Below are 14707 nucleotides of genomic sequence, written 5' to 3'. Positions count from 1 at the left end.
TTAATCTCGGTAGTCCATCACCAATCGAAATCCTGCTCGCCTATCTTCGGATAGGTTTGGTATCCCCCCGTAAGATCTAGCACTAGCCGTTGCATTTTTTGCAGAGTCCGAATACGATCCTCCACGAATCACTTTGTAAATTTTCCCAAAAGAAAAGTTTTTAATATGATGACCGGGATACAACTGGTAATCGCTGGAAGTCCATTCCGCCGCATTCCCACACATACCAATCGCCCCATAGGGACTTGCCCCTTCGGTAGATAATTCTAATACCGATTGTGCTTTGCCGATTTTTGATTCCCTTGTATTACAATACAAAGAATCGTATTCATCTCCAAAAGGATATTTGGTGGCGATGATTTGGTAACCCAAAGTTTCATCCCTGTTGGTAAATTCGATGACACCAGGGCCGCGGGCTGCTTTTTCCCATTCCCATTCGGTAGGAATTCGTTTCCCCACCCAACTCGCATACTTTTCTACTTCCCTGTAAGTGAGATGGACAACAGGAAAGTCCCCTTCTCCTTCTGGATACTTTCCCCCGATCCAATGAGGAGGGCTTTGGGTATTTGTTTGTTTTAGAAAATAAGCATATTCTGCATTGGTGACTTCGTACTTATCGATATAAAAGGATGGGATCTCTTTTAGGTTGGAAGGTTTTGGTTCCAAAAAATAGGGATTAAAACTGTCAGAAGAAGGATCGGTGCCTTGGCCGTATAAAAAAAGACCTCTAGTAACTAGAACCATTTCCTTTCTATCTTTGGGATGAAAGACCGTTTTTCTCGGAGGGGTAAACCTTCCTTTAAAAAAGGCATCAGGCTCTGTAAAAAAATCTTCTTCGATATAACTGGAAATATAAGCATCTGTTGTGATCTCTTTCATTTTGGAACTTAGGTCTGGTTTGTAATCGCCTACTAACACGACTTCAATGAATTGGTTTTTTTTATTGATATGTTTTTCTTCCCAAACGATATCTCGAACGACAAGAACCCCCTGTTTGAGATCTGTGAGTTTTTGATACACTGGAAATTCTTTTGTTTCCACAAATAGGGACTTAATTTCATTCAAAGAAAGTTTAGAAATTCGTTGGTTGCGATAAATTCGAACTTTGATCCAAAGTCTATTTTTATAAACACCGACAACTTCCCCTTTCCAGAGTTGGACTTTCTTTTTAGTCGATGCAAAGGGTGATTCTTCCGAAGTTTCCTCTTGCGAAACAAGGGGTGCCATAGCAAAACCCAAAACGAATAGAATCAATAGTAAATTTTTCATTCTGTCTTTTATCATCATCGGCGTATTTTGCAGAAACCTTTTGATTGAAATTTCCTGTGCATATATACAATCTGTGGGAAAGAGAAATGCCAAATTGATCGAGTTTCAATACAAACGAGAGAAGGAAAACATCCTTATTTCCCTCAAAACGGATTCTACCCAAATTGGTACCTTCCACAGAATCGCTACGATCATTTATGCTCTTAAAATGGACATCCTTTCAGGCGAACTAAGCACAGTCATAGAACAAGGTCGCGAATTTACAATCGATTCGTTTATTTTACAGGCAGATGGCGGGGACACAACCCAAGCCGCATTCAAACTCGGAATGATGATGGATTCCCTGTTTTCCAAAAATACAAAATTTGAAGAAATTTTGGAGAAATTACAGATCCAAGAACCAGCCATAGCTACATTCTTTCGTGAAACTCCAGAGTTTATTTTCAGTGATCTTCCCGAAAGGAACGAAACTTGTTTGTATTTGGAAAGTAGTGCCGGACGAGGTTTGTTGTATTATGTATCTCGCATTTTAATGCAAAATCAAATTAACATTCGTACTGCGACTATTGAAACGGACTTCGAAACAGGTCGGGCCAAAGATAGTTTTTATTTAACAGATGTATCGGGGAAGATGTTTGCATCTTCTGATCTTGCGGACAAAATCAGAAGAGAAATTCTAGCCCCGATCCAATCGAACTCTCGTTAGAGATTAGTTTTTACAAAGAACTTTTAAAGAAGTAGCTTTGTCCACTTTTGGTGCTTTTCCGTTAGAAAAACGGTAAGCCAAACCTGACTTCTTGTCCACTTCTGTTTTCGTCCAATATTTCTCTTCGCTAGATTTGATCTCTTTTGGAGCCGTAGCTGCAAATTTTACGAGATCATCTTTAGAAGGAACCACACCACCTACTGATTTACAATACGCAGCTGCTTCTGACCATTTTTTAGAAGCTACTTTGTCCACGAGAAATCCTGCTGTCGATTCTTCTGCAGGTGCAGGAGTTTCTTCAACTTTTTTCTCAGGCTCTGCTGCCACAGGTTTTGTTTGTGCATCAGCAGGAGCAGATGTAACAGCTACTGGAGCTTTTGTTTTGAAGTATTTTACATATCCTAAATACCCAATCGCAAGCACACCTGCGAGAACCAAAAATAGATACACTCCATTTCCAGATTCTTTTGATTGAGTAGATCCTTCGGAATGAGATACCGGGGATTGAAGGGAAACTTGCGCGGACTCATCGTTTCTGAAAAGTGATGCACTTTCGTTTCTTGTAGATTGTTTCTTAACCGTATTTGTTTTCTTAGCCGCTTTTTTAACAGCCTTCTTCTTAGCGGCAGATGATGATTTTTTCGTTGCCATAATGATAATCCTTATTGCCGAGACAATTCTAATTATAGTTATCACATAAAAACAAAAAAAGCTGAAGAACTTCTTCTCAAATTTGTTTTTTTTTAAATTTTTTTTAAGTGTGTTTCCCTTTCTCCTACGAAATCGTGATCCTAGATGAAAGAAGTTCGTATTGGTCTATTGGGTGCCGGAGTTGTCGGCACAAGCTTACTCCAACTCTTGGAAAAAAACCGAGAAAAAATCCAACGTCATTATGGAATCAACTTACAACTAACGACCATTGCCACCCGTAGCCCGGGAAAACTCCAAGGTAAAACGAACGTTCCAGTAACAAACGATGTATTATCTGTAACAAATCGTTCGGATATCGATATGATTGTTGAATTGATAGGCGGAACCGATACAGCTTACCAGGCGGTTCGGTCAGCTTTGGAAAATGGGAAAACCGTCATTACAGCCAACAAGGCATTGTTATCCGAAAAAGGCCGCGATTTGTATCCAATCTCCGCAAAAACAGGAGCCGAACTTGGTTATGAGGCAGCAGTTGCTGGTTCCATCCCCATCATTCGTACATTACGAGATGGACTCTCTTCTTGCGAATTTGAAGTCATTTGCGGAATCCTAAACGGAACCACAAATTTTATTTTAACCAAAATGGAACAAGAGGGCTGGGACTATTCGACAGCACTGAAAAAAGCCCAAGAACTCGGATTTGCAGAAGCAGACCCAACCTTCGATGTGGAAGGGATCGATGCTGGTCATAAAATCAGTTTGATTGCGAGTCTTGCCTTCCGTGAGTACGTTTCGTTCGCTTCCCTTTCTGTAAAAGGAATTTCTGATTTACAATCTTTGGACATCCAGTCCGCACTTTCTCTCGGATACCGAATCAAACTTTTAGGAATCTCTAAACGAAGTTCGGCGGGTGTTCTCACCAAAGTTCATCCCACTCTCGTTCCTCTAGAACATCCTTTGGCAAATGTAATGAATGAATCAAATGCTGTGTTTTACAAAACAAAAGAAGCCGATTCAGGAATGATCACGGGTAAAGGTGCCGGGGGAATGCCAACGGCAAGTGCGGTTCTCTCTGACATCATCTACTATGCATCGAGACTGGGAAGTCAGGACATCGCTAAGGAAAATAATCTTTTTCCAGAAGCCAAAGCGTTTCCAGAACCTGATAATTTGGTTCGTTATTACTTACGTTTTTCCACTGTGGACAAACCTGGAGTTCTTGCGGAAATTTCTCAGGTGCTTGGCCGTCATAATATCTCCATTGCATCCGTCCAACAGAAGGAGTCCACTTCGGAACCGGTGTCTGTGATTGTTGTCACTCATTCGGCGACGGAAGGGGAATTTCAGAAATCTCTGCAGGAAATTGATACTATGTCGAACATCATCAAACAGAAAACTGTAGCCATTCGGCTTTTGGAAAAACTGTAACTCGCTATGGCGGACTTGCAGTTCCCCTCTCTGGATCTCAAAACAGAATTCATCGAAATCAAAAGAGAGCGAGTTCTGGTTGTTTCCTTTGTGGGCCAAATCACCAATACCAACGCTTACGAAATCAATCGGAATATTTCCGTGATCTTTCGTGACTCTGTTTACAATATCATTTTGGAATTAACCAAGTTGGATTATATCAATAGCATTGGGGTAGCAACACTGATTAGTATCATCAAAACAGTCGAAAACAATCGCGGCAAAATCCTCATTGGGGGACTCAATCATTTTCTAGAAAACGTGATTCGGCTGATGGATTTACCACGAAAGGTTCAGATTTTTAATACCAAAGAAGAAGCGATTACGAATTGGAAATAGAAACTAAATTTGGGATCTGTTCCTTCTTTTTCCAAAGTTCGTCTTCAATTAAATCCAAAAGATGAGATAATCCTTCTCGGGTCACAGCAGAAACAAGCAGAGCATCATTTTTTTCAAAAGAAATTCGCGTCTCTTCATCCAACCCATCGGCTTTGTTAAAAACCACCATTCGAGGAATTTCATTCAATTGAAGGGAATTGAGGATGGTATCTACGGCTTCCATTTGTTCCGCATAATTTTGATTTGTCGAGTCTACTACATGGAGTAATAAATCCGCATCCCCTAATTCTTCCAGAGTGGCCTTAAATGCTTGGGATAAATCTGGCGGTAAGTCGTGGATAAAACCCACAGTGTCAGAAATGATGATTTCTCTTTCTTCTGGGAATCGAATCCTGCGAGTTGTGGGATCTAGAGTTGCAAATAATTTGTCTTCTGCTATGACGGTAGAGTTTGTGAGGGCATTGAGGAGTGTTGACTTCCCGGCATTTGTATAACCAACAATTCCCACGATAGGGATTTCGTTTTTGGACCGAGCCTTACGGTTTAATTCCCTACGACGTTTGAGGTCTTTCAGTTCATTTTCCAAACGAGTGATTTTTTCTTCCACACGTCTGTTTCCAATTTCTAACTTGGTTTCTCCAGGCCCTCTACCACCGATACCACCCGTTAGGCGACTCATATTGTCATCCAATTCCGAAAGGCGGTTTTTTAAGTACTTGAGTTGGGCTAGTTCTACTTGGAGTTTTCCGTCTCTAGATTTTGCATTTTTGGAAAAAATATCTAATATGAGTTGGGTGCGGTCGATGATTTTTAAATCACTGGCATCCGAGATTTTTTTTGCCTGTGAAGGTGTGAGTTCCAAATCAAAAATCAAATGTTCAATGTCTTTGTGAACTGATGTTAAAATGATTTCTTGTAATTTACCTTTTCCTACGACAGTTTTAGGATCGGGATCTCTTTTTTGGACATAGGTATCCACGACATGAATCCCTGCTGTGCGACAAAGTTCTTTGAGTTCCGCCATGGAATGTTCTGGCGAACGTTTCATCTTCCTGACATCATACACACCCACAAGGAAGGCTCTGTTTTCTTTTTGAGATTCTTTGAGGATGGATGTTTTTTTTGTGAATTCGGATTCCAGTGCCTCTACTTGTTCCGAGTATCCATACTTCAATTGACCAGGGTATTGTTTGGGAGTAAGAATCCAAGGTTCCTTTGCATCGGGATCTGGATTGATAAAGGCAGAAAAAAAGTATTTGGGAATTCCATCAGCACCCACACAAGCAGCCGTAATGGAATCAAAACGGTTGAGGACAAGGTCCATCAAATCTTCTTGGTTTAACGGGTGTTCTTTGAGGTGTGTGTGGAAGAGTCGAAGGCCTCGGAGCCTAGAATGAGCCACACGATACCTGTCTAAATGGGGAATTTCTATGGAGTTGTCATTGCCAACAATCAAATGGGTGACATAACCTGTCCTCTCAATGAGAAGGCCAACCTGCCTGCGAATTTCCACTGAAATCTCGCCAACGAGCCTAGCTAGCTCCATGGAGATGATAGAATCCTCCCGAAGACGCCTTTCGGAGAGAGATTTTAACTTTTTTAACTGGTTTGGCTTGAGACCAGCTAGATTGCCGCTAATTTTACTTATAGTACGTATCCGATATTCAAAGTATGGAAGTAGGCTATCAGATGTTTCAAAAGGGTCAAGACATAATTTGGAAGAGCAGTTTATGGGTGGTCCTTGTTCTGTTGATAGGTTGTTCCACTTCGAAGCCTTACCAATTAACAGATGTTTCACCTAAGTATAAAGAATACCAAGGATCGGATTTAGATCCAAACAAATCTAAAAATATATTAGTTCCTGTTACAAACAACCGTAAGTATGATGATTTTATCCAAGAAGCACATAAAGCCATTACACTATTGGAATTTGGCGAAAATGTAGCCCTCCGTGCCGATAGCAAAAAAACCGTGGGGGAACCTGCGAACCAAGAAATGCAAGCAGCTGCGTATTTGGAAGAAGACCTACCTTCCATCGTAAACAAACTCCCTAGTTTACTCCAAACCAATCAGAACTTAATAGAAAGCACACCTAATGATTTTGATGGACCTGCCATCGGTCGGGTGAGTTATGAATTGGGTAATATTTTAGATTCCTTAAAACAATATAGCCCAAAAGCCATTGGAATCCAAAATGCCATTCGAAACATTCGTGCTGATTCTAGTAACTATAACCAAGGGAAAGATATTGCTGATGCCGATCCCAAACCGGTTGAAGATCCGATCATTGCTCCAGAAGAAGATACAAAGAAAAAACCTGCAAAAATAATACCTAAAAAAGAAGAGAATGGTTCAAAAATTTCTATCAAACGGCTCAATCGCAAAACAAAAGTTACAGGAAAAGCTAAAGCGAATGAACAAGTTAATGAATTAGTAAAAAAAGAAGAAGAGGAAGTACTTTCTGACGAAGAAAAAAAAGACAGAGAGTATACTGACCAAATTCGTAGCGGCCTTGTCCAAGTTTTCCAATGGGAATACTATCGGAAGCCTAAAAACATAGAAAAAATCCTCGCCACTCATCCCATTCCTCGTGTACGTTCTGCCGCAGCACTTGCCCTAGGTCGATTGAAAGCCGGCCGTGTCAGTTTACAAAATGCCATTGATAAAGATGGATACCAAGTAAGACCTGCCGCATACAAAGCTCTTTCCGATCTAGGTGATAAAAGGTCTCTGTCATATTTTATCGCTGGTACTAAAGCAGAAGATCCGGAAGTCATTGCTGTTAGTTATGAAGGACTTGGGAAAACAAGAGATCCTGCAGGACGCGAAATGATTCTCACAACCGGACTTAACTCTGAATATGTTGTCATTGTTTCTGGAGCATTACGAGGACTCGCCTATCATAGATTAGATGCGGATGTGGAAATATTTGATAAATTTCTTAAGTCAAGTGACCAGGAAATCAAAGAAGCAGCATTGGAAGCACTCGCCATTCACGGAAGTCGGGAAAGCCTTCGCATTTTAGAAAAGTTCGTGAGCGAAGAACCAAATATGGCTCTTATGACCATTGATGAAATTAGCAAAAATCCATCTCTCTCCGCTACTTTTGCTCTCATTCGATTGAACGAATCCCAAACTGACGAAAAATTAAACAAACGAATTGGAGAATCCTTACTTCGTCGTAAGGCTTTTGGAAAGTATGCCATCATTCTCATTGAAGATGATTATCTCCGAGCTGAACCAAATGAACGTTCAAGACCAGTATCTTATATTAAAAACAAAGAGATTGGCCTCATCCTTTCTGAAACCAAAAAGGAATTTGCCGTTCGCATTGACGAAGATATCCTTACCGATAAATACATCCAAGTGAAAATGGAATCAACCTTACCCGGGGCGAGAGATGCTTTTGTTACTGGTTGGGTTTTTTATCCAAAACTGGATATCATCGAAGTGAAAAAATTAGGAACCGATGGAAACACGGGTAAGTATTCTAATTTGAAAAAAGGAAAACACAACAATCTCTTCAATCCAATCGAAGAGATTAAAGTTCCTAAAAAGGACTAACTTTTCCTTTGGAGAGAGCGGTGGGAACCCATTCCACCGTTCCTTGTTTGAGTGGAACTTTTGGAATCATCCAATGAAGCCCACAAAACCAAGGTAAAAACAACGAAGAAAAAGGCATCACACCAAATACATCAAATCCTGTAGAAGCAATCACAAGAACACCCTTGTAACCAGATTTGTAAATTTCACGCATCATCCAAAGCCCTGAGGTTTGGGTTTCCATTGTCACATCGGATATGATCATATCATAATTTGGATTTTTGGAAAAAAGGACAAATCCTTCCTTAGCATCCACAGCGCGGTCAGAGGGAATGTTTTTAGAGTCAAAATATGATTTTAAATTATTCGCATAACGATCATTATCATCTACGATTAAAACTCTTTTCATATTTGGATCTCCGTTTCCGCAAATTGACTTTCGTATAATTTTTTATAAATTCCATTTTGGGAAAGAAGGGAATCGTGATCCCCTTGTTCTTTGATCTCACCCTCTTCAATCACAACTATATTTTTTACACGACGCACTGTGGATAGGCGATGGGCAATGATAAAGGTAGTTCTATTTTTAAAAAGGCGTTCCAAAGCACGACTCACTAACCTTTCCGATTCCGCATCTAAGGCACTCGTTGCTTCATCCAAAATCATAATCTCAGCATTTCGTAACAAAGCACGAGCAATCACGAGTCGTTGCCTTTGGCCCCCGCTTAAATCGAGTCCACGCACTCCAATGACGGTATCATAACCTTTTTCCATATTGGTGATGAAATCGTGGGCATTGGCAAGACGAGCGGCTCGAACCACTTCTTTACGAGTGGCAGCGCCAGTCCCATAAGCAATGTTATCTGCTATGGTTCCGTGGAAGAGGAAAATTTCCTGGGTTACAATTCCAATTTTTTTACGAAGGGATTTGAGAGAATAGTTACGAATGTCAATTCCATCGATACGAATTTTACCAGCAGTAGGATCAAAGAACCTAGGAATCAAATCCATCATTGTGGACTTACCAGAACCACTGGTTCCCACAAAGGCATAAGTTTCCCCCAGTTTGATGTCTAGGTTGATTCCTTTTAAAACTTCTTGGTTGGTTCCAGGATAAGAAAAGTGAATGTCATCAAACTGAATTCCTGTTTCTATTTTTTCGAGGACTGTTTCATCCCCATGTTCCACTACTTCGGAATCACGATCGATGATTTCAAAAATTCGTTTCCCTGCCGAATTGGCCTGGGTGATTTTTCCCACCATTTGCGAAAGTTGTGTGAGAGGGCGAAGTAAAAATAACAAGGTAAGGAGGAAGGCCATAAATTCCCCTTGGGTGAACTTACCTGAATAAATGAATTTGGCACCCATAGCAAAGTATCCAAGTACTACAATGGAAGATGTGAGTTCCACAAGACTTGGAGCCATTTGTAAATAGAACTGTCCTTTGAAAGTTCTGCGATACACTCTAAAGTTGATATGATCAAATTTTTTAAGGTCTTGTTTTTCTTGCCGAAAGGTTCGGATGACCTTAATTCCAGAAATGAATTCTTGGATATGGCTATTGAGGTCTGCGAGTTTTTCTTGGAACCTAGCCGTAGAAGAAGAAATTTTCCGAGTGAATAAGGTAACAGGTAAAATTACCACAGGAATGGTAAGACAAGCTAATACTAATAATTCCGAATTCAAATAAATCAAAATCATTAAGTGAGTTAGAACATAAAAGAAGTTAATCACCGCATCACGAAGATTACTCGATATGACGGCCGCCACAATCTCAGCATCGTTGATGACCCGGCTCATAATGAGTCCCGTTTTTTCTTTGTAAAAATATGTGAGAGGTAATCTCTGAACTTTTTGGAATAACTCTTGGCGGATATCTCTGACCGCTTTATAACCAGCAGTGGCAATACAAAATACAGACAAAAGATATGTTCCTAATTTTAAAAGATAAAGTGGAAATACTGCGATACAAACCGCCCAAACCACTTCTTTCGGTTCCATATCCGCGGTGAATTCGTTGATTTGTAGTTTAGCAGAAATGATCAGACGTTTGAGTCTTTCCAGTCCGTCCAAACTATCTTCACCGAGTAGTACTTCCTGAACTAGAATTGTTTTTTCAGGCAGTGTTAAATCTAAATGGAAACGATTGTTTTTATCTCCACCTAACGAATCAAAGAGGGGAATTAATGCTGTAAGAGAAATTCCATTTAAAACTGCTGTCAAAAGTGCAAATACAAGTCCCAAAACAAAACGTTGCCTGTAATGCACTGAATAGGACAAAAGTCGTAAAAAATATTTCATGTGATAACTTCCTCATAGAAGTTACGGAGTAAGGTTTCCCCATGTTCGGTGAGGATGGATTCTGGATGGAACTGAACCCCAAAGACCTTATTCCATTTTCTGTGACGAATTCCCATAATGACTCCATCTTTGGTTTCGGCTGTCACTTCCAATTCGGGAGGCAAAGAAACTTTCGATACGGCCCAAGAATGGTACCGGTTGGCTAAAAAACCATTGGGAATGTTTTTAAAGAGACCTTTCCCATCATGTTGGATCTCAGAGGGCCGTCCATGGAATATGTCTTTCGTCTGTTCGAGCCTCGCACCGGCTACCTCTGCAATGGCCTGATGACCGAGACAAATTCCTAGAACGGGCAAAGATTGATAAACAGATTGTAAATGGGAAAAAAGTTGGCCCGAAGTTTTGGGAAGTCCAGGTCCAGGTGATAAAACCACTGCTTTGTAATTTTTATACAAATCTACCGGCATATCTTCATCGTGACGTATGACTTTTGTCGGCGTGATTTGGTTCAGGTATTGGTACAGAATATAGGTGAATGAATCGTAGTTGTCGATGAGCAGGAACATACTAGGAGAGGACAAGTGGAGTTGTCAAAGGATCCACCTGTCCTAATTCCAATCTTTACGCGTTAGGAGTTTCGATCCCAACACCATCATTAAGAAATTTGGAAATGATCACACGTTGGATTTGTGAAGTTCCTTCGTAGATTTGGAAGATTTTTGCATCACGCATTAATTTTTCTACAGGGTATTCTTCGTTGAATCCGTAGCCACCAAAGATTTGCACTGCATCTGTTGTGACACGCATTGCCATATCTGCACAAAATACTTTTGCAATGGATGCTTGGTATGTGTTTCTAAATCCATTATCGATAAGCCAAGCTGATTGCCAGCAAAGAAGTCTTCCGGCTTCGATATCACGGGCCATTTCAGCAATGATAAAACTCACACCTTGGTTCACAGATATTGGTTTTCCGAACGCATTACGAGTGTTTGCATAACGAATGGAATGGTCAAGGGCAGCACGAGCCACACCCACAGCACCAATCGCCACAGCAGGGCGAGTTTTATCAAAAGCACCCATGGCAATTTTGAACCCCTCACCCTCTTTTCCGATCATGTTTTCTTTGGGAACTTTTACGTCTTCAAAAGTAACACCACGAGTGTCGGAACAACGTTGTCCCATATTTTTTTCTTTTTTACCGATGATGATTCCTGGAGATTTGGCATCTACGATGAATCCTGTCATACCTTTGTGACCCGCATTTGGATCTGTTTTTGCTAAAACAAAAAACCAGTCCGCATGACCTGCGTTAGTGATCCACATTTTGGATCCATTCACAATGTATTCATCACCAACTCGTTTTGCTGTGGTTCGGATTCCAGCCACATCGGAACCAGCACCAGGTTCCGTTACTGCATAAGCTGCCAATGTAAAATTTTCAGTCATTGGTTGGATGAATTTTTTCATAACATAATCATCAGCACCAAGTAAAACAGGCGCTAATGCAAGGTTGTTTGCAAGGATGGCAGTTGCCATACCAGAACATCCGTAAAATAATTCTTCTGAGGCGATGAGTTCGTCCAAAACACCGAGGCCAGCACCACCGTATTCCGCTGGGATATGCATATTCATAAGGCCTACGTCGAAAGCTTTCTTTAAAATTTCTTTCGGATACTCACCAGTGTGGTCGTGGTGCTCCGCCTTGGGAATCATTTCATTTTTGGCGAAATCTCTTGCTAAATCGCGGAGGGCTTTTTGTTCATCGGTGATGGAAAAGTCGATCATGGTATGCCTTATAGATGTTTTTTTACAGTACTTTGGAATTTTCTCTCTGAGTCAAGAAACTAGGGCGACTTAAATCTGTTGAAAAATCTTTTGAATCCAAAATCCTAGCCTTGGGAGAAAACAATGTCAGGACACTCGAAATGGGCGACGATTCGAAGAAAAAAAGGGGCCATTGACGCGAAAAGAGGCGCCATCTTTACAAGGATTGCCAAAGAAATTTCCGTAGCTGCCAAAGAAGGTGGTGGAGACCAAGAAGGAAACCCAAGACTTCGCCTTGCTGTCACTAAAGCAAAAGCTGCCAACATGCCAAAAGACAATATCGAACGGGCCATCAAAAAGGGAACGGGCGGTTTGGAAGGTATGGTGTATGAAGAGTGTTTGTACGAATGTTACGCACTGGGTGGCGTTGCCATTATGGTGGATGTCCTCACTGATAAAAAATCACGTACAACTCCCGAAATTAAAAGCATTCTAACCAAACTTGGTGGGTCGCTCGCCAACGCCGGTGCAGTCTCTCGCCTTTTTGAACGCAAAGGACAGATCACTCTGAAAGCAGATCAAATTTCTGAAGAAGCATTATTTGATTTAGCGCTAGGGGCCGGTGCCGAAGACATCCAAGTGAACGATGGAATGTATACGGTGATTACAGCTCCTGCTGAATACGAAGCAGTCCAATCTGCCCTTTCCACAAAGGGACTCAGTATGGAAGAATCGGAAATTAAATATATCCCTATGACTACCGTGGAAGTGAACGACAAAGAAACCGCAGAGAAGGTGATGAAACTCATTGAAAACCTGGAAGCCAATGATGATGTCCAAGGTGTGAGTTCCAACTTTGAGTTAGGTGATGGAGTGGAACTCGATTAAACGAGTTTCATTTCAAATTGTTTCGGTAAAATTCCCATTGGTGAAAAAAGATAGGACGATTTATGTCGCCCTATCTTTACCCGTAGTGGATTTATCTTTTTTTGATCAGACCTGCAATGAAGATAAGTAAAATGGCACCGACCACTGCCACAATGAGTTCTGCAATGAGGCCATAAGAACGAAAACCTAAAAGCCCAAATACAACCCCTCCCAAAAACGAACCTACAACACCAATTACCAAATTGGCAATGAGTCCAAATCCCCTTCCACGCAAAATACGACCGGCAAGCCAACCTGCCGCAAGACCGATCAGTAAAAACCAAATAAAACTAAACATAAGTTACTATCCTTGTTGCCTTTTCTTTTGAATTCTCATAAATTTACAAGAAGTCGTTAGAGAATCAATTCATATACGAAGGCTACATTTGAAAAATCAACTATTCACTGGTCCCTATTATTTTGGTATGAAGGACTTGGATGTGTTCAAAAAACATTTCATCCAAGAAAACCAAGGGAAACCTCTCTTCCTCATTCGATTTGAAAACATTACTGGCATTGAATTGACCGAATTTTTGGATCTACTCCGAACTGAATTTTATTCCTGTTTGGATTTAGAAGACATTTCTTTTGGATTTCATTATTTAGAAAAACAAGATATACTACTGATGGGTATTTCTCCCCTTTTTGAGTGGGACATCGAAAAGTTTCCCAATATCGAAAATTCGGTGGGTAAATTCCAACAACAATGTTTACAAAATAAAATTGTTTCCTTTCATTTTGGTGTATCTCGAACCCAATCCAATTTTATCTCCGATAGTGATGAAATTTATAACGAACTTTATAAATCCTCCGAAAAAAATCTAAATGACAACCTCGTTCGTTGGAGTTGGACCTATTACAATAAAGCCAACACCTATATATCTGGTTCGGTTCATGAAGCCATGATCCAACCTACAGTCATATTTAATCCTAAAGATAAAACTTATTCGGTGAAAGGTGGTGAAGTATTCCTCGGTGGAGGGGCATACATTGGTTACAAAGATTTAATCAATGACATTCCAGCCGACCAAGATCTCAACCGAATTGAACTTTTGATTTTAGAAAAGTTAATCATTGCATGTGAAGGCGCACCAGGATTATTAAAGTTCAATATTTCTCCTCAGTCTTTGATTGATACCTTTTCTCATATTGATCGAGTGGATCGTTTGCAACGACTCATTCAAAATAAAGATTTAATTCCTGAAAACATAAGATTCGAACTTGTGGAAAAACCCTATGATGATTCTCGATTTCCATTAAAAGATGTATGCCATGCTTTTTATTCTCATGGAATGAGTTTTGCAGCGGACGACTTTGGAGTCAAAAGCCAATCCCATCAAATTGTTTTGGATCTTGGAATTATGATTAAAGAATTTAAATTGGATCCTATCAGTTTTAAATTCAAAATAGAAGAAGACCAAATTAAATTTTTGGATAACTTAGCTTTTATTGATTATTGTAAACGCCTTGCCGACAACAGAGAGGCTGTGATCACAGCAGAGGCTGTTGAGGATTATGATACTTTACGATTCCTTATGGAACACCAAATCTATCAGTTCCAAGCCAATATTCTTTTTGGAAAAATGACCGTATCAGATTATAAAAGAGATTTCGATCTTCTCCATTCCATTCATGAAGATGTTGTGAAAGAAGTATTGACAGATAAAATTTTGTCAGAAAAACAAAAGAAAGTTGGGAATTTGTTTCGAGTTGCGTCAGAGGCGGGTTTAATTTAAA

Annotated in this window: 14 protein-coding genes; 6 read left to right on the top strand and 8 right to left on the bottom strand. The window is 40.3% G+C overall.

All coding sequences use genetic code 11. The features are described 5' to 3' along the window. Complete coding sequence (locus EHQ24_RS11680) at nt 1–1269, bottom strand: formylglycine-generating enzyme family protein (RefSeq protein ID WP_135601785.1); 1269 nt, start codon at nt 1267–1269, stop codon at nt 1–3. A 94-nt stretch (nt 1270–1363) separates the two neighbouring features. Between EHQ24_RS11680 and EHQ24_RS11675 the strand changes: the two genes are divergently transcribed. Next, nucleotides 1364–1975 (top strand): hypothetical protein, encoded by a 612-nt coding sequence (locus EHQ24_RS11675; protein ID WP_135601784.1) that lies wholly within the window; start codon nt 1364–1366, stop codon nt 1973–1975. Nucleotides 1976–1978: 3 nt separating this feature from the next. Here EHQ24_RS11675 and EHQ24_RS11670 read toward each other — a convergent pair whose 3' ends face one another. Then, nucleotides 1979–2626, bottom strand: a complete 648-nt coding sequence (locus tag EHQ24_RS11670; RefSeq protein ID WP_135601783.1) for a hypothetical protein — start codon at nt 2624–2626, stop codon at nt 1979–1981. A 144-nt stretch (nt 2627–2770) separates the two neighbouring features. Between EHQ24_RS11670 and EHQ24_RS11665 the strand changes: the two genes are divergently transcribed. Both EHQ24_RS11665 and EHQ24_RS11660 read left to right on the top strand, forming a co-directional pair. Next, complete coding sequence (locus EHQ24_RS11665; protein WP_135601782.1) at nt 2771–4054, top strand: homoserine dehydrogenase; 1284 nt, start codon at nt 2771–2773, stop codon at nt 4052–4054. A gap of 6 nt (nt 4055–4060) precedes the next feature. Further along, nucleotides 4061–4432: an STAS domain-containing protein gene (locus tag EHQ24_RS11660; protein WP_135601781.1), complete on the top strand. Its 372-nt coding sequence runs from the start codon at nt 4061–4063 to the stop codon at nt 4430–4432. Here the strand turns inward: EHQ24_RS11660 and hflX are convergent. Then, nucleotides 4416–5978 (bottom strand): GTPase HflX, encoded by a 1563-nt coding sequence (gene hflX / locus EHQ24_RS11655; protein WP_135601780.1) that lies wholly within the window; start codon nt 5976–5978, stop codon nt 4416–4418. The genes EHQ24_RS11660 and hflX overlap by 17 nt on opposite strands. Before the next feature lie 143 nt (nt 5979–6121). On the opposite strand from hflX, the gene EHQ24_RS11650 reads away from it, so the two are divergent. Continuing rightward, nucleotides 6122–7996, top strand: coding sequence for a HEAT repeat domain-containing protein (locus EHQ24_RS11650; RefSeq protein WP_208725764.1), 1875 nt, complete (start codon nt 6122–6124; stop codon nt 7994–7996). On the opposite strand, the gene EHQ24_RS11645 is transcribed toward EHQ24_RS11650, so the two are convergent. Genes EHQ24_RS11645 through EHQ24_RS11630 form a run of 4 tightly spaced genes read right to left on the bottom strand, consistent with a single transcriptional unit; the run spans nt 7983 to nt 12064 of the window. Further along, entirely contained in the window at nt 7983–8384 is a 402-nt protein-coding gene (locus EHQ24_RS11645; protein ID WP_135601779.1) for a response regulator, read from the bottom strand. The two genes, EHQ24_RS11650 and EHQ24_RS11645, sit on opposite strands and share 14 nt — an antisense overlap. Next, a complete protein-coding gene (locus tag EHQ24_RS11640; RefSeq protein ID WP_135601778.1) occupies nt 8381–10276 on the bottom strand; it encodes an ABC transporter ATP-binding protein in 1896 nt (631 codons plus the stop codon). The genes EHQ24_RS11645 and EHQ24_RS11640 overlap by 4 nt, the downstream gene beginning before the upstream one ends. Continuing rightward, complete coding sequence (locus EHQ24_RS11635) at nt 10273–10842, bottom strand: anthranilate synthase component II (protein ID WP_135601777.1); 570 nt, start codon at nt 10840–10842, stop codon at nt 10273–10275. The genes EHQ24_RS11640 and EHQ24_RS11635 overlap by 4 nt, the downstream gene beginning before the upstream one ends. Before the next feature lie 55 nt (nt 10843–10897). Next, a complete protein-coding gene (locus tag EHQ24_RS11630) occupies nt 10898–12064 on the bottom strand; it encodes an acyl-CoA dehydrogenase family protein (RefSeq protein WP_135601776.1) in 1167 nt (388 codons plus the stop codon). A gap of 123 nt (nt 12065–12187) precedes the next feature. Here EHQ24_RS11630 and EHQ24_RS11625 point away from each other — a divergent pair, with 123 nt between their 5' ends. Next, on the top strand, nt 12188–12931 hold the full coding sequence (locus EHQ24_RS11625; RefSeq protein ID WP_135601775.1) for a YebC/PmpR family DNA-binding transcriptional regulator: 744 nt from the start codon (nt 12188–12190) through the stop codon (nt 12929–12931). 91 nt (nt 12932–13022) lie between these two features. Here EHQ24_RS11625 and EHQ24_RS11620 read toward each other — a convergent pair whose 3' ends face one another. Then, a complete protein-coding gene (locus EHQ24_RS11620) occupies nt 13023–13268 on the bottom strand; it encodes a GlsB/YeaQ/YmgE family stress response membrane protein (RefSeq protein WP_135601774.1) in 246 nt (81 codons plus the stop codon). Between the two features lie 88 nt (nt 13269–13356). On the opposite strand from EHQ24_RS11620, the gene EHQ24_RS11615 reads away from it, so the two are divergent. Continuing rightward, a complete protein-coding gene (locus tag EHQ24_RS11615) occupies nt 13357–14706 on the top strand; it encodes an EAL domain-containing protein (protein ID WP_135601773.1) in 1350 nt (449 codons plus the stop codon). Nucleotide 14707 lies beyond the last annotated feature (1 nt).

Source organism: Leptospira noumeaensis, assembly GCF_004770765.1.
Lineage (GTDB): Bacteria > Spirochaetota > Leptospiria > Leptospirales > Leptospiraceae > Leptospira_A > Leptospira_A noumeaensis.
The sequence above is the reverse complement of the archived record's forward strand: the minus strand, read 5'-3'. Positions and strand labels throughout refer to the sequence as shown.

What these genes read in the sequence shown, in the direction of transcription:
- EHQ24_RS11630 (WP_135601776.1), bottom strand. Translation starts at nt 12,064, where the DNA reads ATGATCGACTTTTCCATCACCGATGAACAAAAAGCCCTCCGCGATTTA.
- EHQ24_RS11670 (WP_135601783.1), bottom strand. Translation starts at nt 2,626, where the DNA reads ATGGCAACGAAAAAATCATCATCTGCCGCTAAGAAGAAGGCTGTTAAA.
- EHQ24_RS11660 (WP_135601781.1), top strand. Translation starts at nt 4,061, where the DNA reads ATGGCGGACTTGCAGTTCCCCTCTCTGGATCTCAAAACAGAATTCATC.
- EHQ24_RS11625 (WP_135601775.1), top strand. Translation starts at nt 12,188, where the DNA reads ATGTCAGGACACTCGAAATGGGCGACGATTCGAAGAAAAAAAGGGGCC.
- EHQ24_RS11635 (WP_135601777.1), bottom strand. Translation starts at nt 10,842, where the DNA reads ATGTTCCTGCTCATCGACAACTACGATTCATTCACCTATATTCTGTAC.
- EHQ24_RS11620 (WP_135601774.1), bottom strand. Translation starts at nt 13,268, where the DNA reads ATGTTTAGTTTTATTTGGTTTTTACTGATCGGTCTTGCGGCAGGTTGG.
- EHQ24_RS11665 (WP_135601782.1), top strand. Translation starts at nt 2,771, where the DNA reads ATGAAAGAAGTTCGTATTGGTCTATTGGGTGCCGGAGTTGTCGGCACA.
- hflX (WP_135601780.1), bottom strand. Translation starts at nt 5,978, where the DNA reads ATGGAGCTAGCTAGGCTCGTTGGCGAGATTTCAGTGGAAATTCGCAGG.
- EHQ24_RS11640 (WP_135601778.1), bottom strand. Translation starts at nt 10,276, where the DNA reads ATGAAATATTTTTTACGACTTTTGTCCTATTCAGTGCATTACAGGCAA.
- EHQ24_RS11645 (WP_135601779.1), bottom strand. Translation starts at nt 8,384, where the DNA reads ATGAAAAGAGTTTTAATCGTAGATGATAATGATCGTTATGCGAATAAT.
- EHQ24_RS11680 (WP_135601785.1), bottom strand. Translation starts at nt 1,269, where the DNA reads ATGAAAAATTTACTATTGATTCTATTCGTTTTGGGTTTTGCTATGGCA.
- EHQ24_RS11650 (WP_208725764.1), top strand. Translation starts at nt 6,122, where the DNA reads ATGTTTCAAAAGGGTCAAGACATAATTTGGAAGAGCAGTTTATGGGTG.